The following is a 26519-nucleotide window of genomic DNA, read 5'->3' as shown; positions in this document are numbered from 1 at the left end:
TGCTGGTCAGATTCGCCTGGAAGGCTTGTTGAAAATTCCGAAGAGGGGGCATTTTATGTGTAGCGGTTCCGATTTCATCGGGCAAGCAGCGGCCAGTCAGGGCATGCACTAATGCCCATTGCCACCCCGACATCGATCCGGCCCGACGCCGCCCGGCGGCTATCCTCTCTCTGGGACCTGTGGCCCTTCCTGCGCCCCTACCGCGGGCGGATCGCGCAGGCTTTCGTTCTCTTGTGCCTCGGCTCCGGCACCATCCTGCTGGTGCCGCTGGCGTTCCGCGATCTGATCGATTTCGGTTTCGGGCAAAGGCAAAGCGCCGGCGGCGGTCTGTTGGGTACGCTGAGTTTGAACGGGCACTTCGCCGCGTTGTTCGGACTGGCATGCCTGTGGGCCTTGTCCGTGGCGGCGCGCTATTACACCGTGACCTGGGTAGGCGAGCGGGTGACGGCGGATTTGCGCAGCGCGGTGTACGCGCGGATGCTGGGGCAGTCGCCGCAGTTTTTCGAGACTTTGCAAACCGGCGAAGTGCTGTCGCGTCTTACCGGCGACACCACGCTCATCCAGACCGTGATCGGCAGCTCCATTTCGATGGGTTTGCGCAGCCTGTTCCAGTTTGTCGGCGGCATGATCATGCTGGCGGTGACCAGCTTTTATCTCTTCTCCCTGAATGTCGGCCTGATGGCATTGCTGGCGCTGCCCATCTTCGCCATCGGCCGCAAGGTCAAAAAGCTCTCGCGTGAATCCCAGGACAAAATCGCCGACGCCTCGGCGCTGGCCGGCGAGATCCTCAACGCCGTTCCGACGGTCCAGGCCTATACGCAGGAACCACGCGAAACCAGACGCTTCGCAGACCGTGCGGAAGTGAGCTTCAAGACCGCGATCCGGCGTACCCGCGTGCGTGCCGCGCTGACGGCGCTGATCATCACGGCCGTGATGGGCTCCATTATTTTCGTGCTGTGGATCGGGGCCAAGCAGGTGCATGAAGGCAGCATGACGGGCGGACAACTAGCTTCGTTCGTCCTGTATGCAGTCCTGGTCGCCGGCGGCGTGGGCACCATGGCGGAAGTGTGGGGCGACGTCATGCGTGCGGCCGGCGCAACCGAGCGCCTGCTGGAATTGCTCAACGCAAGGCCCACCGTCGTCGAAGCTGCCGCGCCGCAAGCGCTGCCGCAGCCCGGCAAAGCGGAGATCCGCTTCGAGAACGTCACCTTCCGCTACCCGTCGCAAATGCAGACGGCAGCGCTGGACGAGATCAGCCTGCACATCGCACCCGGCGAGAGCGTCGCGCTGGTCGGCCCCTCCGGCGCGGGCAAGACAACCCTGTTCCAGCTCCTGCTGCGTTTCTACGACGTGACGAACGGCACTATTCGATTCAACGGGCAGGATATCCGCCAGCTGTCGCTGCACGAACTGCGAGACAAGATCGCCATCGTGCCGCAAGACTCGGTGATCTTCTCGGCCAATGCGCTGGAAAATATCCGCTACGGCCGCCCCACCGCCAGCGACGAGGAAGTCATGGCCGCCGCCAGATTGGCGCAAGTGGAAGAGTTCATCAACCGCCTGCCGGAAGGCTATCGGACATTCCTCGGCGAACGCGGCACCCGCTTGTCCGGCGGGCAGCGCCAGCGCATCGCCATCGCCCGTGCGATCCTGAAAAATGCACCGCTTCTGCTGCTCGACGAAGCCACCAGCGCACTGGACGCCGAATCCGAAATCCTGGTGCAGCAAGGATTGAACGCCGCCATGCAGGGTCGCACCACCATCGTCATTGCCCACCGGCTTGCCACCGTGAAGAAGGTGGGCAGGATCATCGTGCTGGAGCATGGGCGCATCGTCGAAACCGGCGCGCCGGAAGACTTACGGAAACAGAGCGGGTTGTACGCGCGGCTCGCGCGCCTGCAGTTCGATGTTGAATAATATGCAGCATATTTGACCGGCAGCTACGAGCCAGCTCCGGACACTGGTCCCCAACCAAGGTCTGGTATGCAGCGAAAAGCAGCCACCCAACCGCCTAGTCGGCACTTTCCGTCCAAGAGTGGCCTCCGGCGCTACAACCCTTAGTTTCGCTGAACCGCCCATAACAGGAGCATAATACGTTTCTCACCGGTCTCCTTTTTCATAACGTAATAATCAGACCGATTGTTAAGAACAATATTAATAATCATCGCGATAGGATCTCATGATGGCCGTCATTAATAAACGTCCGGACCCATGGGTCTCTTGATTAACTGTTGGGAGAACCGCATGCTTCCTTCCTGGTTATCATCCCTGATACAGAAAGTATTAGAACAAAAACTCCTAGCGCTGATAGGAAGTATCAGGAGCGCTAGTATTTTCGATCCTCCTGTGGGGTCGTAAATATTTATCGCAATATCTGCCGCAGCCAACAGGAGAAGAACTTGTAACAGCCATAGCCCTAGCAGTAGTAGGTTTGGTACTAGCCACATGCTCATGGCTGTACTTCCGCCATAAATACCGACCCGAACGTGAATGGGAAAAGGAAAAATCGAGATACGCCAGAGTTAATCCATTCTCCGGGAGCCCAGCAACAACCGTGTATGCACTTAAAAAATCCATGAGCAACGGCGAACCGCCGCATTATGTTTGCACGAAATGTTACGGGGACAAGAGGATTGAAACGTTGCAGCCAGTCGGATCGGTCGGAGGCGATGCGAGCGCGCATTACGTTTGCCCAGAATGCAAGACTACGTTTCGTGTTCATCAGCAAGTTCCGCCGCCGCCAACGTATGGCTGACCCCAACCCGACGTTCAATTCAGACAGGCCGTATGCAGCCGTTTCAACGCCTTGTGGTTCATGTTCGTTGGTCACTTCGTTTCTCCGGTGTCTGCCGGCCTGCTGGTTAACTCTGCGTTGTGATGACTGATTCTTGCTGCTGAACGGACCTTCGGCGAGAAAGCAATGACCGGCTGAAAAGGGTCGATAGGGTGAATTCGCCAGGTTGAGAAGCTGACGTTCGAGCCATGCTGCCACTAAAGGACTGCTTGCCGTCACATTGAAAATCCCACAAACAAAAAGCCTCGCATCCCTGCGAGGCTTTCATTTTTGTGTGCTTACTACATCTCAATGGTGCAAGGCTTTATCCAGCGAATGGGCAAACTTCTCGGCGTCGTGTTGCGTGACGTAATATTTCACGGTTGGTCCGGGCATCAATTTGGCACAGGAGTTCACCAGTTCCATGGCGATAGGATATTTGCCGATGGCGATGGCTTCTTTCAGGGCGGCGAGTCGACTGGCTGCGTCTTCCAATGTAATGCAGAAGTGGTGTGCGTCATCGGTGATGCTGATGCTCTTGATGCCTTCGTGAGTAACCACTTGGCAGTGGAACCGTTTCTTGGACATGCTCTTCTCCTGTGGTGCGATTGGCGCGTGATCAGGCGGCGGTCTCGGCAACGATGCGGTAGCACGGGTTGTATTTCTTGCTCGAGAGTTTCATGCGTTGCTGGGCGACGAACGATGCCAACAGGGCATCCATCGGACCCATGATTGCCGCGTCACCCTGGATTTCGAAGCTGCCGTGTTTTTCTATCTCGCGTATGCCCTCGTTCTTGACGTTGCCGGCGACGACACCTGAGAAGGCGCGCCGCAGGTTGGCCGCGAGGGTGTGCCGCGGCTGGTTCCTGTGCAGTTTCAGCTTCCGCATGTTCTCGTGGCTGGGGTGGAAGGGACGCTGAAAATCATGCTCGATCTTGAGCATGGAATTGAAGTAATAGGAATCCCGCTGCTGTTTGCGGAAATTGCGCACCAGCTTGATGCCGGCCTGGATTTCCCGCGCCACCTGCACCGGGTCGTCGATGATGATCTTGTACAGCCGCTGGGCTTCGACGCCGAGGGTTGCGCCGACGAACTGGTCGATCTGCCGGAAGTAATTCTCTGCGCTCTTGGGCCCGGTAAATACGAGGGGAAAGGGCACATCGGCGTTGCTCGGATGGAGAAGGACCCCGAGGATATAGAGGATTTCCTCCGCCGTTCCGGCGCCGCCGGGAAAGACGACGAAGCCGTGTCCGGCGCGGACGAACGCCTCCAGGCGCTTCTCGACATCGGGAAAAATCACCAGTTCGTTGACGATCGGATTCGGCGCTTCGGCGGCGATGATGCCCGGCTCGGTAAAGCCGATATAGCGCCCGGTCCCGATGCGCTGTTTGGCGTGGGCGATGGCGGCGCCCTTCATCGGCCCCTTCATGGCTCCCGGGCCGCAACCGGTGCAAATATCGAGGCCGCGCAGACCCAGCTGGTAGCCGATCACTTTGGTGTACTCGTATTCCTCGCGGCCGACCGAATGCCCGCCCCAGCAGACCACCAGGTTGGGATCGGTCCTCGGCTGCAGCACGGAGGCATTGCGCAGAATGTGAAACACCGCGTCGGTAACGCCGCCCGAGGTGTCGAGGGCGAAGCGCGGGTTACCCCGGATCTCTTCGCTGACGTAGATGACGTCGCGCAGCACGGCGAACAGGTGCTCCCGTATGCCCGTGATCATTTTGCCGTCGACGAAGGCGCTCGCGGGCGCGCCTTTGATGTCGAGCTTGATGCCGCGCTGGCGTTGCATGATGCGGATGTCGAAGTCGCGGTAACGCTCCAGCAACTCCTTGCCGTCGTCGAGTTCATTGCCGCAATTGAGCACTGCCAGCGAGCAGTCGCGATAAAGCTGGTGCAAGCCGCCATGCCCGATATCGAGCAGCTTGGCGGCCTCGGTTCTGGACAGAATCTCCAGGCGGCCGGTGGGTGAAACCTGTGTGTCGATGACTTCGTATTCCATGGGTTGAATTGTACCTGCATTGGGAACGAGTTTCTCTTCGGCACGCAACTGAAATGGCACGCTACCCCCGCCCTTCGAAAATGAAGTCAGGCATAGCCAACCCGCAAACCTTGTGTTAAATTCAGCCCAGTCTGGCCAGAATTAACGAGGGCGTCATGCATAGCGAATGGCAACTACAAGAAGCGAAGGGCAACTTCAGCCAGCTCATCAAGCGGGCGGCGAGTGGCGATGCCCAAATGGTCACCGTCCACGGCAAACCCACGGCGGTAGTCGTTTCGGCGGAAGAATACGCCCGGCTCACGCGTCGCCGGGGCAAGCTTTCCAGCGCGCTGCTGCAACCCGATCTCGCCATCGAAGACCTCGATCTCGCGCGCAGCCGCGACACCGGGCGCGACATCGAGCTATGAGCTGGCTGCTGGATACCTGCACGCTTTCCGAATACGCCAGGAAAGCTCCCGCGCGGAAAGTGATTTCCTGGCTCGACGAGCAGGACGAAGCCAGCCTGTTCATCAGCGTGATTACCCTGGGGGAGATCGAAAAAGGCATCCTCAAGCTGCGCGCCAGCGACCCGAGCCGCAGCCAGAAACTTACAGCCTGGCTGGGCAAGGTGGAGCAGCGCTTCGCCGGGCGCATCCTGCCGCTCGACACCGCCGCGCTTCATGTCTGGGCGCAAATCGCCGCACACTCGGAATTGGCCGGACAACCCCTGCCGGTGATGGACGGCCTGCTCATGGCCACCGCCCAATGCCACGGATTCACCGTAGTCACCCGCAACGTGCAGGATTTTGCGTTGTACCCGCAAGTCTATAATCCTTGGGCGCTGTAACCATGCCGGTTCAGGTACAAGGCGCGGTAAAATCCTGCCAGATCGGAGCATCGGCAGGCCACACCGCGACAGAATCCCCTCGGTCCACCGCCGAGCAGCGCAGGCAAGCCGGGGGCAGTCGGCGAGCAATGTCTGAGCGCGCAGCGCGAGTTGCGCAGCCGCCCGGCTTAACGAGCAGCGCAGGGAACCCCGAAGGGGCGGTGGATGGGGGTCGCCTTCTTTGGGTTACCTTTCTTGGCGAAGCAAGAAAGGTAACCAGCCGCCGGGCTGCCCCCGGCAAGCAAACAGCGTGGCGCGGAGCACACTCCTCCAAAGTGCACTATCATTTATTGCTTAACGGCCGGAGCCATGCCTAAACTTTACGAATATTTCGGACTAATCATCATGTTCTATGCCAACGAACATGAGCCGGTCCATGTGCATGGCAAGATTCAGGATCGTGAATCCCGAGCCGAAATCATCGTGATTAACGGCGTAGTCTCGGAAATTCGTTACACCGCGGTTGGGGGCCGTGCGCCTCTCCACCTCAATGAAATGCACTACTTTGAGGAAATCACCCGAGCACGCGCGGACGACATCATCGCCAAGTGGATTGACTTTTTTGTGTTGCATAAGCACATCACACCAGAGCGCATTACGAGGAGACTCAAATGACACCAACTGCCATCAACATCATCACTGCCGAACAGGTTGGAGACTTCCGTATCCGCCTGGAATTCGACGACCGCACCGAGCAGACCGTGGACTTCAAACCTTTTCTCACGCATGCCCTTCACCCTGATATTCGCGCATGGCTCGATCCGGCCCGTTTTGCGACGTTTCGCCTCGAATACGGCGAATTGGTTTGGGGCGACTACGATCTGTGCTTTCCTGTGATCGACTTGTACCGCAACCAGATTGAGCACTCCGCATCACTTGAAGCCGTGGCTTGAGTGCGGGTCGCCCCCCATCTCAAGCGCGATCTATTGCCGTTCGTGTTCATGGGATGAGGAACTGCCACAAATAGCGTTGCGCGCAACACACTCATCAAGCGACAATTTATTGCCGCTTGCTGCCCTAAACATGTTGGAATGTGAGAACAGACCCTGGGCAGTTCTTTCGTTTTTAATATCAATCGAGTCTGACCCATTGATTCATCGCGAATGGAGTTATTCATGAATCGCAGCAGAGCATTGCAGCTACTCGCCCAGCACAAGGCGCAGTTGGCCGAACAGTTCGGTGTGACCCGCCTGGCCCTGTTCGGCTCCACGGTGCGCGATGCCGCCCGCGAGGATAGCGATGTGGATGTGCTCGTGGCATTCAACGGGGCGGCCACCTCCAAACGCTACTTCGGCGTCCAGTTCTACCTGGAAGATTTGTTGCAGTGCCCGGTGGACTTGGTGACCGAAAAAGCGCTGCGCTCCGAACTGCGCCCCTTCATCGAACGGGAGATGATCAATGTCTGAGCGCGAGTGGCACTTTTACCTCGACGACATGATCGATTTTGCCGAGAAGGTGCTCGCTTATACCGAAGGGCTCGACCAGCAAGCATTTGTCGCCAGCGGCCTTAACTATGACGCGACCGTGCGCAACCTGGAATTGCTCGGCGAGGCCGCGACGCACATCCCATCCGAACAGCGGGATGCCTGCCCTGCGATACCGTGGAGGCAGATCATCGCAACCCGCAACCGCCTGATCCATGGCTATCTGGGCATTGATAACGATACGCTTTGGAGCATCATTAGGGACGACATTCCCGGCTTGTTGGTGGAACTTCTGAAATTCAAAGCACAAACAAGTTGAACAACGGTATAAAAACGCTGCTTTCAATTCAATTAAAACCATGACCCCCTTGTTCGTTACCCACTACACTCTCACCAGCGCGCTCGGCCACGGCAAGGACGCGACGCTTTCCGCCCTGCTGCAAGGCCGCAGCGGCCTGCGCGCCAACGATTTCGCCGATGCCCAGTTGGACACCTTCATCGGCCGCGTGGACGGCGTGGAAGACATCGCCCTGCCCCCGTCGCTTGAGTATTTCGACTGCCGCAACAACCGCCTGGCGCAACTGGCGCTGGAGCAGGACGGTTTCGCGTCCGCAATCGAGACGGCGCGCGCGAAATACGGCGCGCGGCGTATCGCCGTGATCCTCGGCACCAGCACCTCGGGCATCCAGGCAACGGAGCACGCCTACCGCCACCGCGATCCGGAGAGCGGCGCGCTGCCGGCGGATTTCCATTTCGCCGGCACGCAAAGCATGGGTTCCGTGGCCGATTTCGTGCGCCAGTATCTCGGTCTGAGCGGCCCGGCTTTCGTCATCTCCACGGCCTGCTCGTCCAGCGCCAAGGTCTTCGCCAGCGCGGCGCGGCTCATGCAGACCGGTTTGTGCGACGCGGCGGTGGTGGGCGGGGTGGATTCCCTGTGCGCCATGACGCTGTACGGTTTCAACTCGCTGCAACTGGTTTCGCCCGAGCCCTGCCGTCCGTGCGACCGGGACCGTAAAGGCATTTCCATCGGCGAGGGCGCGGGATTCTTTTTGTTGGAAAATTCCCCTCTCCCCAGCCCTCTCCCGCTTGCGGGCGAGGGGGCGAACGGAGCCGGCCCGCTGGCGCTGCTGGGTTACGGCGAGAGTAGCGATGCCTACCACATGTCCACTCCCCACCCCGAGGGGCTGGGCGCGGCGCTGGCGATGGAGCAGGCCTTGGCCGCCGCGCGCTTGCAACCGGGAGAGATCGACTACATCAACATGCACGGCACCTCCAGCCGCAGCAACGACGCCGCGGAAGACCAGGGCATGCAGCGCGTGTTCGGCACGAATACGCCGTGCAGTTCCACCAAGGGCGCGACCGGCCACACGCTGGGCGCGGCGGGCGCGGTGGAAGCGGCCATCTCCTGCATCTGCCTGGAAAACGGGTTTACCCCCGGCTCCTGCACTACCCGCACGCTCGACCCGGAACTCGGCTGCGCGATCCAGTTGCAGGCGGTCTCGCGTCCCCTGCGCCGGGTCATGAGCAATTCGTTCGGTTTCGGCGGCAACAATTGCAGCCTGATTTTCGGAGCGCAGCCATGATCGCCGTCCATGTAGCGAGCATCGGCCTGTGCGGCCCCGGCATGGCGGACTGGGCGAGCGGGCGCGCCGTGCTGCGCGGCGAAGCGCCGTTCGATGGCGAACATCCCAAACCAGCGGCGACCATTCTGCCCCCGGCGGAACGGCGCCGCAGCGGGCCGGCCACGCGCATCGCCCTGCAAGTGGCGCAGGAAGCCATGACGCAGGCCAACTTCCCGCCCACGCAGGCGGCCGTGGTGTTCGCCTCTTCCGACGCCGACGGCGAGAACCTCCACCACATCCTGGAATCCCTTGCCCAGGCCGAACACGAAGTCTCGCCCACGCGCTTCCACAACTCGGTGCACAACGCCGCGGCGGGCTACTGGAACATCGCCACCGGGGCGCGCACCGGCGCCAACAGCCTGGCCGCGTTCGACGCCTCTTTCGCTGCCGGCCTGCTGGAAGCCGCCGTGCAGGTGGCGGCGGAAAACATCCCGGTGCTGCTGGTGGCTTTCGACCTGCCTTTTCCCGCGCCGCTCAACGAGGCGCGCACCATCACTGCGCCCTTCGCCGCCGCGCTGCTGCTGACGCCGCAAGCCACGGAAACATCCCTGGCACGCCTGCAGATCAGCCTGTGCGACGAACAGGCGGACACAGCCATGGGTAGCGCGGAACTCGAAGCCTTGCGCAAGGGCAACCCCGCCGCCCGCGCCCTGCCTTTGTTGCAGGCCATCGCTCGCGGCACCGGCTCCCCCCTCCCCAACCCTCCCCCGCTTGCGGGGGAGGGGGCCAAAGAACAGGGACGCCGCCTCAGCCTGAATTACGGCGCCAACAGCCTGGTCATCGAAGTAGAAAAAGCCTGAAAATGAACATCGCCAAAGAACAATTGTGCCAGCTGCTCCCCCACACCGACGCCATGTGCCTGCTGCACGAAGTGACTGCATGGGACGCAGAGCGCATCGCCTGCCGCGCCATCAACCACAACGACCCGGCCAATCCGCTGCGCCACAACGGCCAGTTGCCCGCGCATTGCGCCATCGAATACGCCGCCCAGGCGATGGCGGTACATGGCGGTCTGGCGGCGCAGAGCGGAGCCAAGCCCCGGATCGGCTTCATCGGCAGCGTGCGCGACGTGCGGCTGTTTGCCGAGCGCCTGGACGACATTCCCGAGGCGCTGGAGATCGAGGCCGTCAAGCAGCTGGCCGACGCCAACCACTCGCTCTACGAACTGCGCGTTTGCGCCGCCGGGCGCGAGCTGATGACGGGCCGCGCGGCGGTGTTTTTACAGAAAGGGGATGCAGCATGAAGCGCGCACTGGTCACCGGCGGCAGCGGCGCCATCGGCGCGGCGGTTTGCCGGGCGCTGGCGGCGGACGGCTTGCACGTCGTCGTTCACGCCAACTCGCGCCTCGAAACCGCGCAGGCCCTGGCGGAGGAAATCCGCACCGCGGGCGGCAGCGCCGAGGCGGTGTGCTTCGACGTAGCCGACGCCGCCGCCAGCGCCGTGGCCGTTGAAATATTGCTGCAGGACGGTCCGATACAGGTGCTGGTCAACAACGCGGGCATCCACCGCGACGGTATCCTCGCCGGCATGAGCCAGGAGCAGTGGCACAGCGTGATCGACGTCTCGCTCAACGGCTTCTTCAACGTCACCCAGCCCCTGCTGCTGCCCATGCTGCGCACGCGCTGGGGACGCATCGTCAACATGGCCTCGATCGCCGGCGTGATGGGCAACCGCGGCCAGGCCAACTATGCCGCCGCCAAGGCCGGCCTGATCGGCGCCACCAAGTCGCTGGCGCAGGAAGTCGCGTCGCGCAACGTCACGGTCAACGCCATCGCCCCCGGCATCATTTTGAGCCCGATGATCGAGGATGCCTTTCCGCCGGAAACCATCAATAGCCTGGTGCCGATGAAACGCGCCGGCCATCCCGAGGAAGTGGCCGACCTAGTGAGCTTCCTGGCCTCGGACAAGGCTGCCTACATCTCCGGCCAGGTGATTTCGATCAACGGCGCCATGGCCTGATGGATTTTAACCATCGAAGACGGCACGCCTGTTAAAGCAAGAATGGGATGAAGCGTTTGGTCTTCCGCATATAGCACTGATATTCGGAGCCAAAATGCGTCAGGCATTCCTCTTCATCCCTTTTGGCCGTCAGCCACAGAAAAACACTCGCCACCAGCACCAGGAAAACGCCTAGCCAGGAAACCTGCTTGAGAAACTCGCCCCAGGCAAAGAAAAGCAAGGAGGCGTACATCGGGTGGCGAATGTACTTGAACGCACCGATCATCACCAATGACGAGGTTTTTTCAAAGCCGAGCAATGCTCTATCCACCCGCTCTCGCATTGGTTTGCCGATTTTGATCAGCAGAATCAAGGCATGAATGGCCAGCACCAGAGAAGTCACACGCATGAAGGTAGAAAGCAGCTGATCAGGGGCCCAGGGATTAGCCGTCTCAACTGAAAAGTTGAGCGCATCCAGGCCCAAAATGGCCTCCCAGGCAAAAAACCGGTAAAAGCCATGCGAGTTCGGATTGCTCAACGCCCCCCGCGAGATATAGAGCAAGGCAATGGAACCCATGGAGAGAATGAGCGTTTCAGGCATGGAAGTTTCTTTCTTTTTTTGGGGGGAGGAGGACTTGCCGACTCACGAGCCCAGCGACCCAAAGCGGCAGTTCATGCTTCCCCCGCGATCGCCTCGATTTCCAGCAGCAGCTCGCTGCGGCAGATATCCGCCAACAGGTACAGGCAGGGCACCTCCCGGCCGACAGCGTTTTCCATTACCGACCGAATCACCGGAAAGTCTTTCTCATGGCGGATGTACACCTTGAGCGCGCGCAACAGTGAGAAGTCTTCCCCGTGCGGGAAAGCACGGCCGAGCAGCAGGCCGATGTTTTTCAGGGTTTCGGCGGTTTGCTGTGCCGCGTCGTCCAGGCAGATCGAGGCGTGGCCGACGATGCTGGCGGTGCCGGAAATGAACAGCTGCGGCTCCCTGAGCCAGTCAACCTCGGTGGCGCGTGCGAACAGCGGGCTGCGCGGGCTGTATTGCGGCGGGTAATCGTAAGCGCTGACCTGCCGCTCGTTTTCCACCGCCCTGCCCCCCCGGGTCGCGGCCAGAAAATACAGCACGAATTCGCCGCCGCGGCTCCCCACCGCGCTGGCGGCCGGGATGTCCTGAACGTTGAGGCGCCCGTACTGCGCGAAGGCGTCGTGGCGGCCGATGCAGAAATGCTTGTAGCGCTCCAGGCCGTCGTCCTCGTCGGCGTTGATGGCGGCGAAATAGTTCCAGATGCGCAGCAGCTTGGGGATACCCTGCGCTTCGAGCAGCGCGAACACTTCCTGGTAGGCGATCGAGGTCTCGGCCTCCAGGCCGCTTTCGTGCGCCAGCTGACGGTAGCTGCCGAACAGGCAATCCGCGGTGCGCGCCCAGCTGATGTTCCCGCTACGCCCGGTGGTAACGAGCTCACCCGCGGTCCAGATTTCGAGCAGGGGCTGCTCGCCCAGCTGGGGCATCGCGACTTCGGCGAGGGGAATATCCGGTGCGACGAAGGGCGCGTTCAGGCCGTGGCACACCACGCCCAGCACCTGGCCGGCGTGGCGCGTCAAAAAATCGCGTGCCGCCGGAAGCGGCAGGTATCGCGCGCTGACGGCTGGGCTGCCGAGCGCTTCATCGCGCGCTTCATTCTTCGGCATGTTGGCTGGTTGGCGATGTGCGACGGTGATCACCCTGTTTGTTGCTCCATTTTCCCGTGAGTTGCGAATTATCGCACCTGCATAGCCCTTGCTCAATCCGTCCCGCCAGCAAAACCATCGGCAAGCGGTTTCGCTCCGGATTCAGGATAGCGAGCCGGACACTTCCGATACCGCAATGACAAATAGGCGCCCAGCAAGCCCAGCGCGAGGCCGGCCAACACGTCCACGGCCACGTGCTGGCGGGTGGCCAGGGTGGAATAGACGATGCCGGTGCACCAGATCCAGTTGATGAAGAGCATCCACTGCGGCGCAGAAAAATTGCGCAGCAGGCGATGCAACCAGACAGCCGAAAAAACGGCCGTGGCGACATGCAGCGACGGGCAGGCATTACCCGCAGCGTCCATGCTTTTCAGGAACTCCAGGTCGGAATACAGGGACCAGTCGATGTTGGCGGCAGGAACGGCAGTGGGCCAGAAATAGAAGACGGCCAACGCCGCCAGGCAGGTCAAAGCCATGGCCATGCCGTAGCCGTACAGTTGGCGCCGCGTCGCCAGCAATGCTGGCGGCAGGGAAACGTAAACCCACAACGATATGTAGATGGGCAAGGCTTGGGGCTGAAAGCCGATCAGGCGGTCCAGCAAGGTGACGGGCATCACCGTCGCCGGATAGGCCGGGTCCTTGAGCAGATAGAAGTAAGCGCCGAAAAACAGGCCGATGAAGAGCGTCGTTCCGATGCCTTTTAGATACACGTGCCTGCGCATTGCTGCCGACGCTTGGCGGTACCACGGCTGCTGCTGACTATGTGCATTCAAGGACTGCGCTCCACTGGAAAATTTCCCACTCGCAGCACTTTACAGCAATCCGAACTGCACATATCAAGCTTGGACATTTCAGGGAGCCAAACCGCAGCAATCCTCCCGCTAACAAAACCATAACAGTTGAGAGGTATAATCCGGCTGGTTCTCAATTCTGAATAACGGGCCGGGCACATCCGCCACATTTATAATTAATCGATATGTCGCATCCCAGAATAATTATGGCTAGGTCCCCCGGGCCCTTCCGGGCCAGCCTCAGCCGGATCGAGGCGTTGCTCAAACATCTCTATGAATACACCGTGCTTTACGGCGGACTGCTGCTGTTCGCCTTGATCTGTCTCGTCTGGAGCCTGACCGCCACGCTAATCGCCCCGTTCCTGCCGCGAAAGAACGCCACCCCGCTGGGCCAGTTCGCCATCATGACCGGGTTCCGCTTTTATCTCGGCATCCTGAAAATCACCGGCCTCGTCCGCCTCGACCTGGGCGACCTGGATGCGCTGCGCGACGACGGTTCCCTCATCATCGCGCCCAACCATCCTTCGCTGATCGACGTGGTCCTGATCACTTCGCGCCTGCCGCATATCGTCTGCATCATGAAGGCCAGCATCTGGGACAACATTCTGCTCGGCGGTGGCGCGCGCCTGGCCGGCTACATCCGCAACGACGCGCCCAAGGACATGATCCGCCTCGCCGCCGCAGCCACCCGCGAAGGCAACCAACTGCTGGTCTTTCCCGAAGGCACGCGCACGGTCGCCCCGCCGGTCAACGAGTTCAAAGGCGGCTTCGGACTGATCGCGAAAAAAGCCGGCGTGCCGATACAGACGGTGTTCATCGAGACCAACAGCCCGTTCCTGGGCAAGGGCTGGCCGCTGCTGAAGCTGCCCGAGTTTCCCCTCGTCTACCGGGTGCGCCTGGGGCAGCGTTTCGAGGTGAAGGGCGAGGTCAAATCCTTCATCGCCGAGCTTGAAGCGTATTTCCGCCAGCAAGCGGGGATACAGCACTTCGGCGGCGAAGACGGCGAAAGTAAATGACAACTTCGTCCAGCACGCACCTCGTCCTCATTCCCAGCTACAACACCGGCGCCGCGGTTTTCCACACCGTGCGCGCGGCGCGGAAATTCTGGCAGCCGGTGTGGGTGGTGGTGGACGGCAGCAGCGACGGCACCGGCGCGGATCTGCAAGCCATGGCCGCGGCCGATCCCGGTCTGAAAGTCATGATCCTGCCGCACAACCAGGGCAAGGGCGCGGCGATCCTGCACGGCCTGGAAGCCGCGCTGGAGGCCGGCTTCACCCACGTGCTGGCGATGGACGCCGACGGCCAGCACCCGGCCGACAAAATCCCGGAATTCATGCGCACCTCGCTGGAAAACCCGGGTGCGCTCGTTCTCGGGTTGCCGGTGTTCGACGCCAGCGCCCCGCTGCTGCGGGTGCGCGGCCGCAAGATCTCCAACTGGTGGACCAACCTGGAAACCCTGTGGCAGGGCATCGGCGACTCGCTGTTCGGCTTCCGCGTCTACCCCGCGCGCCCCTTGCGCGACGTGATGGCGCACAGCCGCTGGATGCGGCGCTTCGATTTCGACACCGAAGCGGCGGTGCGGCTATGCTGGCGCGGCATACGCCCGATCAACGTGGCGGCGCCGGTCAAATACCTGCGCCCGGAAGACGGCGGCGTGTCCCACTTCAACTACCTGCGCGACAACGTGCTGCTCACCGGGATGCATACGCGCCTGTTCTTCGGCTTCCTGGTGCGGCTGCCGCTGCTGCTGTGGCGCAAGCTGTTCTCATGACGCGCGGCGCATGCGCATAACCCTGGTCCACCCGGCGGGATTCAATTTCGTCCCCGGCCAGCCCGACTTCTCGGTGCTCGCCAACCGCATGGTGCCGATCGGCATCCTCACCCTGGCCGCCTGGCTGGAAAAGCACGGCCACCCCACCGCAGTACACGACTGCCTCGGGCCGCACTCCCCGCCCGGCATCGAAGCCAACGCCGCAGCCATCCTGGCGACCGAGCCGGAGATGGTGGGCTTTTCCGCCACCACATCGGCGTTCATGGACGCGGTCGAGATCTCCGTCTGCCTCAAGAAAAAACGCCCCGACCTCAGGATCGTGTACGGCAACGTCCACGTTTCCTCCATCGGCGCGCCGCTGCTCGACCATTTCCCGGAAATCGACTACCTGGTGATCGGCGAGGGCGAAGGCTCCATGCTGGATCTGGCCGACGGCAAGGCGCCCGGCGACATCCCCAACCTGGTCTACCGCGCAAATGGGCGCAACGTCTCCAACCCGCGCCGCGCCCGCATCCTCGACCTGGACGAGCTGCCTTTCCCGGCCTACGAAAAGCTCAAGGGCTTCCCCGAAGGCTACCACCTGCCGCTGTTCTCCTACGAAAAGCGCTGGGGCGGCACCATGGTCACCTCGCGCGGCTGCCCCTACACCTGCTCGTTCTGCGACCGCACCGTGTTCGAGCGGCTGTACAAGTACAACTCCGCGCAGTACATCTACGACCACATGAAGCACCTGCGCGACAACTTCGGCGTCTACCACATCAACTTCTACGACGACCTCTTCACCGCCCAGAAAAAGCGCGTCACCGAACTGTGCCAGCTGCTCATCGACCGGCCGCTCGGCATGCACTTCAACTGCGCCATCCGCACCGGCCACACCTCGGACGAGATGCTGGCGCTGCTGAAAAAAGCCGGGGCATTGATGGTCTCCATGGGCATCGAGTCCGCCGACGCGGAGATGATGGAACGCCACAAGGCCGGTGTTACGCTGGCGGCGGTGAAGAAAACGGTCGAACAGATTCACGCCGCCGGCCTGCGCGCCAAGGGCCTGTTCATTTTCGGCATGCCGGGCGAAACCCCGGAAACGGTGAAGGTCACCAGCGACTTCATCCTCTCGCTCGACCTCGACGAGATGAACATGACCAAGTTCAGCCCCCTTTACGGCGCGCCCATCTGGGACGAATGCAAGAACGGCAGCGGCGAGTTCAACGAAGACTGGCGGCTGATGAACTGCCTCAATTTCGTCTACCTGCCTGAAGGGTTTTCCTCGCGCGAGGAAATGGACGCGCTCTACAACTGGCACGTGCGGCGCTTCTACGACAGCAAGGGCTATCGCCGCCGCTTCGCACGAAGGCTATGGGAACACCGCTGGAGCTTGTGGCACCTGGTGAAGAACCTGCCGCGCGTGATCCAGGCCATGCGCTACTTCAGCGCCAACCAGAAACAGCTCGAAGCCATCCGCAAGAACTTCCCGCTCCACCCCCGCCAGCCGCAAAGCCTCGAACCCCTGCTGGGGCCGGAACTGCGCATTGCGCCGAAAGCGGTGAAGATTACCGCCGGGCCAAGCACGCCTTAGGCCTTAGTTCAATGCCGCCTGCACCGCATCCGGTGCGCGATCGATCACATTCAGCAACACCAGCGACGCGCCATGCGGCGAACGATCTCCGCGCTCCCAGTGCCGCAGCGTTGCAACGGAAAATCCGAAGCGCGCAGCGAATTGCTCCTGCGTCATGCCCATACGTTGCCGCAAGGCAGAAACATCCACCATCTCCGGCTTGTATGTTTTAACGGCAACTTTCTTGCCCCTGGCATGTTCCACGGCTTCATTCAAACCGCGCGCAATACTGTCAAAAGTCGTTCCCATTGCTCACCTCTCAATCCATGCTGCAACCAGCATATCCACCAGCTTCGCCAACGCGTTGCGCTCGGCCTTGCTCAAATTGTCCTGTTCATTCTTGGCGAACAGCGTTATCAAGTAGAGCGGCATCGACTCGCTGTGGTAGTAGTAAATCACTCGTACCCCGCCGCTCTTTCCGAGTCCGCCCCGGCCCCAGCGCAACTTGCGAATGCCGCCGGTGCCTTCGATCAGGTCGCCGGATTTCGGATGCGCAGCAAGATAGCTCAAGACGTCTTGCCGCTCCGCTTCGCTCAAGAGTTTTTCCGCCTGGCGGATGTATTCCGGCACTTCGGCAATCGTGATCATGGGTTGGATTCTAATCCAATGGATTAGTTTTTGCGATAGCCGAGTCAAACGACATGAAATACAGCATGCCTCATCGTCTCGGCTTGATCCCCATCAAGGGGTAATTTCCGCCTTTGCCCTACCCTGCCGGTATGGATTCCACGTCGCCTCAGGCATTCAGCCTCGAACTCACCCCGCCGGAAGTGGAGGCGCGCTGCACCGCCCTTTGGCAACAGTTCCGCAGCCCGGGCCGGGTCGTCACCGCCCTGGTGGCGATGCAATCGCTTTTCGCCCTGGCCCCGGCCGGTGCGCGGGAGAACGCGCCGTATCGCGAGATTCAGGCGATCCTGGCGCGCCACGCGGATGACGCGCGCCACCTGCTGCTCGGGGAAAGCGTGCAGCGCGTGCTGAACGCACTGCAGCAGCGGGAGACGCGCGAGGTCGGACGCATCCATGCCGACCTGTCACGCAACGGTTTCTGGCAAGTGGCGTCGGCAGCGGGCCATGGCCGCGACGGGCCTGAACTGGCGGGCGACGTCGCCTGGCTGGCGCAATGGTGCCAGGATGCGCGCGCCCGGGCCGAAGCCGCCGGCGGCTACCCGGATGCCCTTGATTTCCGTGCCGCGGGAATCGATGCGGAGGAATACACGGCGATGGACGAACTGCTGCGCTGCCTGCGCAGCTTGTGAAACCGCCGTACCAGCAGTGTTATGACATGCACCATGACCACCCCGCGCACCCCAAACCCATCCCCATCCTAACCTTCCCCTTGAAGGGGAAGGGACGATTGCGCTTCCCACTCAGCCCCACGCTGGAACCGCTCGAACGCTTCCAGCGGCAGCGGACGGCTGAACAGGTATCCCTGGTAGGCGAGGCAGCCGTTGCGTTCGAGGAAGTCACGCTGCTCCCCGGTTTCCACGCCCTCGGCGATCACATCCAGCCGCAGGCTTTGAGCCAATGCCACGATGGTGCGCGCGATGGCGGCATCGTCGGGATCGGTGAGCACGTCCCGCACGAACGACTGGTCGATCTTCAACTGATCCAGGGGCAAGCGCTTGAGGTAGGAGAGCGAAGAATAGCCGGTACCGAAGTCGTCCAGCGAGAAACCCACGCCATGGGCTTTCAGTGCGGTCATCTTGGCGATGATGTCTTCCACGTCGTCGAGGAGCAGGCTCTCGGTGAGCTCCAGCTTGAGTTTCAGCGGGTTGGCACCGGTGTGGTCGAGCACCGCCAGCACCTGCTCCACGAAATCGGCATGACGGAACTGGCGCGCGCTCACGTTTACCGCCAGGGTGAGATGCGCCATTTCCGGACTGCTTGCCCAGGCCAGCAGCTGGGTGCAGGCGGTGCTCAGCACCCAGTGGCCGATCGGCAGGATCAGGCCGGTTTCCTCGGCCAGGGGAATGAACTCGGCGGGGGGCACCAGGCCGCGCCGGGGATGCTGCCAGCGCAGTAGTGCTTCAGCACCGGTCATGCGGCCGTAAACATCGACTTGGGGCTGGTAGCACAGGAAGAACTCGTTGTTCTGTAAGCCCTGCCGCAAATCCTCTTCCATGAGGGCGCGGGCCGTGACTGCGGCCTGCATGTCCGGATCGAAAAAGCGCAGGGTGTTGCGTCCGGCCGCCTTGGCCTGGTACATGGCGAGGTCGGCCCGTTTCAGCAGTTCGTCCACGGTTTCCCGCTGCCCGGCGAAGAGCGTGACGCCGATGCTCGGCGTGCTGCGGTGTTCGTGCCCGGCCAGCTGGTAGGAATGGTTGAGGGCGGCAAGGATTTTCTCGCCCACGCTTTCGGCCAGGGTGGCAGCCTCCTCGGGGTTCGCGCTCAGGTCTTCAAGCATCACCACGAACTCGTCGCCTCCCAGGCGCGACACGGTATCTCCTTCACGCACGGAAGCGGTAAGCCGTTCCGCGACCTTTTTCAGCAGGAGGTCGCCGATGTCGTGCCCAAGCGTGTCGTTCAATGTCTTGAAATTGTCCAGGTCGATGAACAGCAGCGCCCCGCTGAGCCCGCTGCGTGAACTGCTGACCAATGCCTGCTGCAGACGGTCTATCAGGAGCCGTCGATTGGGCAGCCGGGTGAGCGGATCGTAGAAGGCCAGCAGTTCGATCTCTTCCTCTGCGGCCTTGCGCGCCGTGATATCGGTCAGCGTGCCGACGAAGTGAGTGATATTCCCGTCGCCCCCCACTACTGCCGTGATGGTCAGCCATCCGGGAAAGACCTCGCCGTTCTTGCGCCGGTTCCAGATTTCTCCCTGCCAGGAACCGCCGAGCTGGGTGCTGTCCCACATGGCAGCGTAAAAAGCCGGGCTGTGACGCCCTGACTTGAGTAAGCTCATCTTTCTGCCGATGGCGTCCTCGGGAAAATAGCCGGTGATGTCGGTAAAAGCCCGATTGACCCGCAAAATCACGTGCTCCGGATCGGTAATGACCATGCACTCCTGCGCCTCGAAAGCGGTTGCGGCGACACGCAAATCGGCATCGACCTGCAGCGATTCGCGCAGGTAAAACACGACTGCCGAGGCGGCAACGATCAGCATGCCGCCGGCGCCCGCAAGCAGGATGAAGAGCCAGAATTTTTCAGTTTCGAGGCGCAGCAGTTCACCCAATGAGCGGGGAACGTAAATGGTTATGGCGTCCTCGGGCAGGTTTCGGGAACCCAGTACCAGAGGCAATTTGCTGTCCCCTATCAGCAGTGCGGAAGGGTAACGTCCTTTCGCCCAGGGCCTGATTAAAAAAGGCTCGAGCTCGCTCCGTTTGTACTGATTTACGCGCGTCTCCTCGGACAGTTTTTCGACTGTGGCATCGGGCAGGGTGCGGAATTCGAATCGCCTGTCCGGTGCCAGGACAATGACGCCGTTTGCATCGGCGATGAATGCGTTGGCCTGATTTGTCTGGCTGGCGAAATTGGTAATGTCGCGCTTGACCACCACGACACCGAGGAAACGTCCTTTTTCGAATACCGGTGAGGAGTAGAACAGACCGGGGATATTGGTGGTCCGCCCCACGGCATACTGATGGCCGCGCTTGCCCTCCCGGGCCAGTGGAAAATAAGCACGATCCGCGAAATTCGACCCGATAGGGCTGCCGGGCTTGCCGGCATTGGCAGCCGCGACGCAATCGCCTGCCGCATTGAGGATAAATATATTATCGGCCCCAAGATTGGCAGCTGCGATGGCGAGAGAGCCGTTAAGCGCGCCTAGCGTCTCGTCCTGGGTCCAGCGTTGCTTGCGTTCTTCATAGGCCGAAGCGGAAGGCGCCACATCCGTACCGAAACGGCGCAACACCAGGCGCGTATCTTCATCGCGCGAGAACACCAGCGAAACACCTTTGAGCAGCTGCAGGCTTTCGTCGATGTTATTGGCCACATTCTCCGCCTGCTGCCTGGCGAGCTGCAATTCCTGCTGGTACAGGTTACTGGTGAGACGGTTGTAGTAATAATCAGCACTCATCCAGGCGATGGCTGCCCAGCCGAGGATCAGCAGGCCGATCAATTTGTAGGAACGCCCGAATGTCAGCAGGTTGGGCCTGCCGACATAGGTGGCCGCAATGGTCACGACGATGATCACGCACGTCGAGGCCAGCACGACCGCAGCAAGAAATGTCGGCGACATGCCGGGATCAACGATACTGGGGGCATCGCCGCGAATGAAGTAGGCGGCTGCCATCGCCGTGTAGTGCATGCCGGATACGGCCAGGCCCAGCACCACTGCGCTGACGATCGTCACCAGCGTATTCCAGCGGGCCTGCAAGGACTGCAGGCGGAACCTGATCCACAGTGCCAGCATAGCCAGCACAATGGCGACCAGGATGGACAGCAAGAACAGCTTGATGTCGTAGCGGATCAGGCCATTCAGCCGCATGGCCGCCATGCCAGAATAGTGCATGGCGCCGATGCCGGCGCCGATCAGCAGCCCGCCCGTGGCGAGCCGCAGATGGGAGATTTCGCGACGGCTGATGATTTTTATGGCAAGCGTGCTGGCGAGGATGCCAGGGACGGTCGACAGGAAAGTGATGGTGGCATCGTAACTGCTTGCACAAGGCAGGCTAAAAGCCAGCATGCCGACGAAATGCATGGCCCAGATGCCGATGCCCAGGCACAGGCCGCCGACGACGACCCACAGGCGCCTTATCGTAGCTTTCGTGGTGGTCGAAACGTATTGCGAGACCAGCAGCGAAGCATAGGACGCGAAGATCGCAACAGCGATGGAAAGGCCGACCAGCACGGGGTCGTAGTTCCCGGTATAAAGCACGCTGCTTTCGGGAGGAACGATTACGAGGTGCAGGAAATTCAGCACGGGGATGGCGGCGCCACAGGAATTGCGGAAAAAGCGGGGAGGAGCGCGCTCACGTCCCTAGCATTGGCTGAATTACCAGTCGTCGGCAGCTTGCCCAATCCCCTGTCCTTTTTATCGTCTGCTCGCCTTTGAGCATGATGTTCCCTACCCGAATATTATCCTAATCGTCCTGACTTGGGAGACTGAAAGCGGCAGGGACCAAAGCGCTAGCTAGAGACGGGATCACGGCAGGGTTGAACGCAAGGTTACGCAACGCAGTCCCGCCGTTTGTGCCGTCTGCAGCAGGATTGGCAGCACCTTGAGGATCACCGGTTCACCCGCGGCCGAGCGCGCGGCATTGCCATCATGCAGCAGGAGGATGTCGCCTCCTCCAAGGCCGTGCAAAAGCTTGGCCGCCACGGAATCCGGATCCGGGTCCCGGGTGTCAAAACCGCGACGCGTCCAACTGGCCAGATGCAAGCCAAGACGCGAAAGTACCGGCTCCAGCAGCGGACTGCGCAATCCGGCGGTAGGTCGGAAAAAACGCGGCCAATGTCCGGTAATACCAGCCAGCGAGTCCTGGGCTGCCTGCAGCTCGCGCTCTATCCCCCGTGGACCGAGCAGCGAAAAATGGTGTAAGTGATTCTGGCTGTGATTTTCCACGGCATGCCCGCGCGCCACGATTTCCCGGCACAGCTCGGGGTAACGCTCTGCGCGTGCGCCGATGCAGAAGAAGCTCGCCTGCGCACCATGTGCGTCGAGAATATCCAGAACGCGCGGCGTTATTTCGGGGTCGGGTCCGTCGTCGATGGTAATCGCAATTTCGCCCCGCGATGCAGCCATCTCCGACAGACGAGTCCAGTTCGGCCCCAGCAGAGAACTGCGCGGCCACATGCCGGCGGCTGTCAACACGCCCTGGTTGGCCGCGATGGCAGCAAACGCCCAGGGCCAGAGTTCGGGCTGCAGGATCGCTCCCGCAGCCGCAAAGGCGTGCAGAGCAAAAGATCCCTTCATGAGAGGAGAGGCTTCCCAGCGACGGGGTTGTGGGAGTGTTGTCATGACGTCCGTATTTCCGCTACTAAAGTCAATTTCGGGCAATTTGTATTGCCGCTACCAGCAGCATATAATACACGCCCTTTTGTCCCTGTTTTGAGGGGGAGCTTCATGCAACGAACCATGCTCAAATCGAAACTTCATCGCGTCACGGTCACCCATTCCGAGCTCCATTACGAGGGTTCCTGCGCGATCGACGAGACCTTGCTGGAAGCCGCGGATATCCGCGAATACCAGCAGATCGATATTTACAACATCACCAACGGCGAGCGCTTCACCACGTACGCGATTCGCGCCCAGCGCGATTCCGGGGTGATTTCGATCAACGGCGCCGCCGCCCACAAGGCCGATCCCGGCGACCTGATCATCATCGCCACCTTCGCCACATACAACGAACTGGAACTGCAGAAATTCCAGCCCGACCTGGTCTACGTGGACGCGCATAACCGCATTGTGGACAAGCGCAAGGAAATTCCCGTGCAGGCGGCCTGAAAAATAGCCGAAAATCATGAAGGGCAGCCTGGAAACAGGCTGCCCTTTTTATTTGCTGCAAAACCGCCTCGGTCATGCGTTGGTGGTTTTTCTCTTCACAGCTTTTTCCGGGGGTGCAATTTCTTCAGGCTCGGGTATTTCCCGCTTCAGCCGTTTGCTGTGGCGGGTCAGGCTGCCGCTCAACTGCCCGATGATTTCCGTGGCGGCATTGATAATCTGGCTGGAGCCGAAACCGGCGCGGGTCATTTCCTTGTAAAACGATTTCGCCAGGATCTTGGCCACCTGGTCCGGGTTTTCCACGACGCTCGTCAGCGTGCTCTCCAGATCCTTTTCCGCCACCTGTACCAGGGCCAGCTGGGCGAAACGTGAATTAAGAATATTCTGCAGCTGCACGACCTGAATGGCCTTGCCGATAAACAGCGCGACCACATCGAGCAGGTTCAGGTCTTCCATGTTGAAGTCGCGCCCCTGCAAGTGTCCGCTGACGTTGACGACTCCGATGATGCGGCCGTTAATGGTGATCGGCGATGAAATCAGGCTTTTGCGCGGGTCGTTGACGCGCCGGGCCCATTGGGCGAATTCAGACTGGTGGATATCGTCGATCAGCAGCCCTTTGCCGGTCGCCACCACCCGTCCCGCAATGCCTTCGCCCTTGCCGATGGATTCCTTATAGGCAGCGGCAGGCAGCGGGCCGTAGCTGGCGCAAACGCGCATGCGCAGGTTATCCATCTCACCTTCGTTGAGCAGCATGAGCGAGCAGTTTTCGGCATTGAGGATTTTTGCCGCCATCTCCGCAAGCTGCTGCATGTTGTCATCAAAGCTGCCCTTTTCCAGGAAACAGGCCAAGTCTTGCAGCTTGATCAGCGGATTTTCCATGTCGCCCATAACCGTTCTCCCGGAGATGCCCTGTTAATCCAATTATAGGCGGGAAAATTAAAGACAAAGAGAGAAAATCCGGAATAAATTAAGTAGCAGAAAAAAACCGCCAGAAATTTGACCGCCACAATACTAAATACAGTAAAACCCGCATAAACACAGCGGATATGGCTGCTTTATTAATCCCGTCAGTAGTGATATAAAGGTTTAACTTATGCCAGCTATCTAAATTTTGTTATGATCGGATCGAATTATATGTCATGTCCGAACGCTGGCAGCCCCCTTCCAACTATGCAAGAGGTAATCCAAGTGAACACTCCGCAAAACACCAACACCGCGAGATGGCTGGCTTGCTTTGCTTTCGCACTTTCCCTTCTGACTCTTGGCGGTTGCGCCAGCAACGCCTACCCGCCGCTTTCTTCGGCGGAAGGGCAACCGCCCACGCATGACTACCTGATCGGACCTGGCGATAGCGTGAATATCATCGTCTGGCGTAATCCCGAAGTTTCCATGACGGTTCCAGTCAGGCCGGATGGAAAAATCACCACCCCGCTGGTAGAGGACCTGCCTGCCAGCGGTAAAACCGCGACCCATCTGGCGCGCGACATCGAGAAGGCGCTGGCCAAATACATCCAGGAGCCGATCGTAACGGTCATCGTTACCGGTTTTGTCGGCCCATATAGCGAACAAATCCGGGTCATCGGCCAAGCTGCAAAACCTCAGGCCCTCCCGTACCGCGATGAAATGACGCTGATGGATGTTTTGATTGCAGTGGGAGGCACCACGGACTTCGCGGCCGGCAACAAGGCCAGTATCGTTCGCAACGTGGGCGGAAAACAACAACAGCTCGGCGTCCGGTTGGATGACCTGATCAAGGATGGCGACATGTCCGCCAACGTACCCATGCGACCGGGTGACATTTTGATCATACCTGAAAGTTTTTTCTGATTTTCCTTGCCGATTCCTCGCCCGCTCCGGCTCTCGTCTCCTTATGGGACGGAGCAAAGCGGGGGAGAAGTCATCGTGAGCAATTTAATAATTGGGAAGGCTGGACATGACAGCAGTCCACCACAATGAAAAAGTCCGAAAACCAGCACAAATACCATTACGCGATAATGGTATTTGGCAAATAACACCGATGGCAGCATTTCTAAGGAGCGCCTAACAAAATGGAGGAACTGATCACCCAGTTGCTTATTTATGTGAAGGGGGTTTGGAAATATCGCTGGTTCGCGATAACTTCCGCCTGGGTCGTCGCCATTACAGGATGGATTATAGTTTACAAACTTCCTGATGATTATCAGGCATCTGCAAGAATTTACGTGGACACCCAGAGCATTCTGAAGCCACTGATGTCAGGAATGACCGCGCCCGCCAACGTGGAACAGCAAGTCTCGATCATGAGCCGCACCCTGATCAGCCGCCCGAACGTGGAAAGAGTCATGCGAATGGTGGATCTGGACATCAAGGCCAAGACGGTGAAAGACCATGATGAGTTGGCCAATGAACTGATGTCCCAGATCAAAATAGGTTCAACCGGGCGGGACAACCTGTTCACGATTTCCTATAGCAACGACAAACCCAAACTGGCAAAAGACGTTGTTCAGTCCTTATTGACCATCTTTGTCGAGGGGAGCCTCGGGGACAACAAGCAGGATTCGGCTTCGGCACTTCGTTTTATCGATGAACAAATCAAGTCTTATGAAGAGAAGCTGTCAACTGCAGAAACCGCACTCAAGAATTTCAAGCAGAAGAATGTTGGCCTGATGCCCGGCCAGGGAAGCGATTATGTAACGAAACTCTCGGCAGCTGCGGACAGCGTTAACCAGGCAAAACTTGAGCTGCGGGAAGCCGAACAGGCGCGCGACGCCATCAAAAATCAAGTATCCGATGACGATCCTGCTTCCAGCGCGGACACCGGTCAGTCATCGGGAGGCGACCCGGAAATTGAGGCCCGCATCCAGACCCTGAACAAGAATCTGGATGCCCTGCGCATGAACTTTACCGAGCAGCATCCCGACATCGTCTCCACGAAACGCCTGATTGCACAACTCGAACAGCGCAAAAAAGAAGAAGCCAAGCTGCGTAAACACAGCGCCGACCCAGGGAAGAATTACAGCCCCATGCTCCAGCAACTCAATATTGCGCTCACGGAAGCCGAAGCCAGAGTAGCCTCCATGAAGGCCCGCGTCGCGGAATACAGTTCCCGCTACGAACACTTGAAATCGCTAAGCAATGCGGTGCCTGAAGTGGAAGCGGAACTGACCCGGCTCAATCGCGACTATGACGTGAACAAGTCCAATTATGAAAAACTGCTCGAACGCCGCGAAAGCGCAAAAATGTCTGGCGAAATGAGTGCCAATACAGAACTGATGTCATTCAAGATCATAGATCCGCCGACGGTCCCCCAAATACCCGCTGGTCCGGACCGACTCAAACTGTTCTCCCTGGTATTCGTGGGTGCCTTACTGGCGGGGATCGGCGTTGCATTCATGATGAGCCAGATACGCCCCACCTTCCATAGTCCAAGCAGTCTCAGGGAAATAACCGGGCGGCCGATATTGGGTTCGGTCGCCATGATCTGGACCGATCAAGAAAAGATCAAGCGCAAAAGGCGCCTCTACGCTTTCGGTCTCTCTTTGCTTGCTTTGTTGGGAATGTATGGCGCATTGCTGGCCAAAGTTGCCTCGAGTTTTCCATCGCTTTAGATGACATGGTTTTCAAACATTTTG

Annotated in this window: 28 protein-coding genes; 18 read left to right on the top strand and 10 right to left on the bottom strand. The window is 60.0% G+C overall.

What is annotated here, in order from left to right; genetic code table 11:
• Positions 1 to 111: 111 nt before the first annotated feature.
• Positions 112 to 1917: an ABC transporter transmembrane domain-containing protein gene (locus SKTS_RS07680; RefSeq protein ID WP_173062712.1), complete on the top strand. Its 1806-nt coding sequence runs from the start codon at positions 112 to 114 to the stop codon at positions 1915 to 1917.
• 1165 nt (positions 1918 to 3082) lie between these two features.
• On the opposite strand, the gene SKTS_RS07675 is transcribed toward SKTS_RS07680, so the two are convergent.
• Both SKTS_RS07675 and ppnN read right to left on the bottom strand, forming a co-directional pair.
• Entirely contained in the window at positions 3083 to 3361 is a 279-nt protein-coding gene (locus tag SKTS_RS07675) for a hypothetical protein (RefSeq protein WP_173062697.1), read from the bottom strand.
• Between the two features lie 31 nt (positions 3362 to 3392).
• Positions 3393 to 4775, bottom strand: coding sequence for a nucleotide 5'-monophosphate nucleosidase PpnN (ppnN, locus tag SKTS_RS07670; RefSeq protein WP_280513685.1), 1383 nt, complete (start codon positions 4773 to 4775; stop codon positions 3393 to 3395).
• A gap of 155 nt (positions 4776 to 4930) precedes the next feature.
• Between ppnN and SKTS_RS07665 the strand changes: the two genes are divergently transcribed.
• The 10 genes from SKTS_RS07665 (at position 4931) to fabG (ending at position 10645) form a co-directional block, all read left to right on the top strand.
• Complete coding sequence (locus SKTS_RS07665) at positions 4931 to 5182, top strand: type II toxin-antitoxin system Phd/YefM family antitoxin (RefSeq protein ID WP_173062694.1); 252 nt, start codon at positions 4931 to 4933, stop codon at positions 5180 to 5182.
• On the top strand, positions 5179 to 5601 hold the full coding sequence (locus SKTS_RS07660) for a type II toxin-antitoxin system VapC family toxin (RefSeq protein ID WP_173062691.1): 423 nt from the start codon (positions 5179 to 5181) through the stop codon (positions 5599 to 5601). Before SKTS_RS07665 ends, SKTS_RS07660 begins: the two co-directional genes overlap by 4 nt.
• 384 nt (positions 5602 to 5985) lie before the next feature.
• Positions 5986 to 6255, top strand: a complete 270-nt coding sequence (locus SKTS_RS07655) for a DUF4160 domain-containing protein (RefSeq protein ID WP_198420448.1) — start codon at positions 5986 to 5988, stop codon at positions 6253 to 6255.
• Complete coding sequence (locus SKTS_RS07650; protein WP_173062686.1) at positions 6252 to 6533, top strand: DUF2442 domain-containing protein; 282 nt, start codon at positions 6252 to 6254, stop codon at positions 6531 to 6533. The genes SKTS_RS07655 and SKTS_RS07650 overlap by 4 nt, the downstream gene beginning before the upstream one ends.
• A 222-nt stretch (positions 6534 to 6755) precedes the next feature.
• Positions 6756 to 7046: a nucleotidyltransferase family protein gene (locus SKTS_RS07645; protein ID WP_173062683.1), complete on the top strand. Its 291-nt coding sequence runs from the start codon at positions 6756 to 6758 to the stop codon at positions 7044 to 7046.
• Positions 7039 to 7383 (top strand): HepT-like ribonuclease domain-containing protein, encoded by a 345-nt coding sequence (locus SKTS_RS07640; RefSeq protein WP_173062680.1) that lies wholly within the window; start codon positions 7039 to 7041, stop codon positions 7381 to 7383. Before SKTS_RS07645 ends, SKTS_RS07640 begins: the two co-directional genes overlap by 8 nt.
• 40 nt (positions 7384 to 7423) lie before the next feature.
• Positions 7424 to 8647, top strand: coding sequence for a beta-ketoacyl-[acyl-carrier-protein] synthase family protein (locus SKTS_RS07635; RefSeq protein WP_173062677.1), 1224 nt, complete (start codon positions 7424 to 7426; stop codon positions 8645 to 8647).
• Positions 8644 to 9486, top strand: a complete 843-nt coding sequence (locus SKTS_RS07630; protein WP_173062674.1) for a beta-ketoacyl synthase chain length factor — start codon at positions 8644 to 8646, stop codon at positions 9484 to 9486. The genes SKTS_RS07635 and SKTS_RS07630 overlap by 4 nt, the downstream gene beginning before the upstream one ends.
• Before the next feature lie 2 nt (positions 9487 to 9488).
• Positions 9489 to 9929, top strand: coding sequence for a hotdog family protein (locus tag SKTS_RS07625; RefSeq protein WP_173062671.1), 441 nt, complete (start codon positions 9489 to 9491; stop codon positions 9927 to 9929).
• Complete coding sequence (gene fabG, locus SKTS_RS07620; RefSeq protein WP_173062667.1) at positions 9926 to 10645, top strand: 3-oxoacyl-ACP reductase FabG; 720 nt, start codon at positions 9926 to 9928, stop codon at positions 10643 to 10645. Before SKTS_RS07625 ends, fabG begins: the two co-directional genes overlap by 4 nt.
• 31 nt (positions 10646 to 10676) lie before the next feature.
• Here the strand turns inward: fabG and SKTS_RS07615 are convergent, their stop codons facing one another.
• From SKTS_RS07615 to SKTS_RS07605, 3 genes are all read right to left on the bottom strand, one after another.
• Positions 10677 to 11225, bottom strand: coding sequence for a methyltransferase family protein (locus SKTS_RS07615; protein WP_173062665.1), 549 nt, complete (start codon positions 11223 to 11225; stop codon positions 10677 to 10679).
• Positions 11226 to 11296: 71 nt separating this feature from the next.
• Positions 11297 to 12346 carry a chorismate transformation FkbO/Hyg5 family protein gene (locus SKTS_RS07610; protein ID WP_173062662.1) on the bottom strand — a complete coding sequence of 350 codons (1050 nt, stop codon included), beginning with the start codon at positions 12344 to 12346 and terminating at the stop codon, positions 11297 to 11299.
• Between the two features lie 59 nt (positions 12347 to 12405).
• Complete coding sequence (locus SKTS_RS07605; protein ID WP_244617473.1) at positions 12406 to 13125, bottom strand: phosphatase PAP2 family protein; 720 nt, start codon at positions 13123 to 13125, stop codon at positions 12406 to 12408.
• A gap of 224 nt (positions 13126 to 13349) precedes the next feature.
• Between SKTS_RS07605 and SKTS_RS07600 the strand changes: the two genes are divergently transcribed.
• Genes SKTS_RS07600 through SKTS_RS07590 form a run of 3 tightly spaced genes read left to right on the top strand, consistent with a single transcriptional unit; the run spans position 13350 to position 16487 of the window.
• Complete coding sequence (locus tag SKTS_RS07600; protein ID WP_173062659.1) at positions 13350 to 14159, top strand: lysophospholipid acyltransferase family protein; 810 nt, start codon at positions 13350 to 13352, stop codon at positions 14157 to 14159.
• Complete coding sequence (locus tag SKTS_RS07595) at positions 14156 to 14914, top strand: glycosyltransferase family 2 protein (RefSeq protein WP_173062656.1); 759 nt, start codon at positions 14156 to 14158, stop codon at positions 14912 to 14914. The genes SKTS_RS07600 and SKTS_RS07595 overlap by 4 nt, the downstream gene beginning before the upstream one ends.
• 10 nt (positions 14915 to 14924) lie before the next feature.
• Positions 14925 to 16487, top strand: coding sequence for a B12-binding domain-containing radical SAM protein (locus SKTS_RS07590; RefSeq protein ID WP_173062653.1), 1563 nt, complete (start codon positions 14925 to 14927; stop codon positions 16485 to 16487).
• Between the two features lie 3 nt (positions 16488 to 16490).
• Here SKTS_RS07590 and SKTS_RS07585 read toward each other — a convergent pair whose 3' ends face one another.
• Positions 16491 to 16775, bottom strand: coding sequence for a helix-turn-helix domain-containing protein (locus SKTS_RS07585; protein ID WP_173062650.1), 285 nt, complete (start codon positions 16773 to 16775; stop codon positions 16491 to 16493).
• Between the two features lie 3 nt (positions 16776 to 16778).
• A complete protein-coding gene (locus SKTS_RS07580; RefSeq protein WP_173062647.1) occupies positions 16779 to 17114 on the bottom strand; it encodes a type II toxin-antitoxin system RelE/ParE family toxin in 336 nt (111 codons plus the stop codon).
• A 131-nt stretch (positions 17115 to 17245) separates the two neighbouring features.
• On the opposite strand from SKTS_RS07580, the gene SKTS_RS07575 reads away from it, so the two are divergent.
• Positions 17246 to 17782: a hypothetical protein gene (locus SKTS_RS07575; RefSeq protein WP_173062644.1), complete on the top strand. Its 537-nt coding sequence runs from the start codon at positions 17246 to 17248 to the stop codon at positions 17780 to 17782.
• Positions 17783 to 17850: 68 nt separating this feature from the next.
• On the opposite strand, the gene SKTS_RS07570 is transcribed toward SKTS_RS07575, so the two are convergent.
• Together SKTS_RS07570 and SKTS_RS07565 are read right to left on the bottom strand one after the other, a co-directional pair.
• Positions 17851 to 21387: an EAL domain-containing protein gene (locus SKTS_RS07570; protein ID WP_173062641.1), complete on the bottom strand. Its 3537-nt coding sequence runs from the start codon at positions 21385 to 21387 to the stop codon at positions 17851 to 17853.
• A gap of 222 nt (positions 21388 to 21609) precedes the next feature.
• Positions 21610 to 22425, bottom strand: coding sequence for a polysaccharide deacetylase family protein (locus tag SKTS_RS07565; RefSeq protein WP_173062638.1), 816 nt, complete (start codon positions 22423 to 22425; stop codon positions 21610 to 21612).
• 105 nt (positions 22426 to 22530) lie between these two features.
• On the opposite strand from SKTS_RS07565, the gene panD reads away from it, so the two are divergent.
• Positions 22531 to 22911, top strand: a complete 381-nt coding sequence (gene panD / locus SKTS_RS07560) for an aspartate 1-decarboxylase (protein WP_173062635.1) — start codon at positions 22531 to 22533, stop codon at positions 22909 to 22911.
• Between the two features lie 72 nt (positions 22912 to 22983).
• On the opposite strand, the gene SKTS_RS07555 is transcribed toward panD, so the two are convergent.
• Positions 22984 to 23796 (bottom strand): GAF domain-containing protein, encoded by an 813-nt coding sequence (locus SKTS_RS07555; protein WP_173062632.1) that lies wholly within the window; start codon positions 23794 to 23796, stop codon positions 22984 to 22986.
• A gap of 282 nt (positions 23797 to 24078) precedes the next feature.
• Here SKTS_RS07555 and SKTS_RS07550 point away from each other — a divergent pair, with 282 nt between their 5' ends.
• On the top strand, positions 24079 to 24735 hold the full coding sequence (locus SKTS_RS07550; RefSeq protein ID WP_173062629.1) for an XrtA/PEP-CTERM system exopolysaccharide export protein: 657 nt from the start codon (positions 24079 to 24081) through the stop codon (positions 24733 to 24735).
• Between the two features lie 221 nt (positions 24736 to 24956).
• Positions 24957 to 26495, top strand: coding sequence for an XrtA system polysaccharide chain length determinant (locus SKTS_RS07545; protein ID WP_173062626.1), 1539 nt, complete (start codon positions 24957 to 24959; stop codon positions 26493 to 26495).
• Positions 26496 to 26519 lie beyond the last annotated feature (24 nt).

It is taken from the genome of Sulfurimicrobium lacus (genome assembly GCF_011764585.1).
GTDB classification, from domain to species: Bacteria; Pseudomonadota; Gammaproteobacteria; order Burkholderiales; family Sulfuricellaceae; genus Sulfurimicrobium; species Sulfurimicrobium lacus.
The sequence above is the reverse complement of the archived record's forward strand: the minus strand, read 5'-3'. Positions and strand labels throughout refer to the sequence as shown.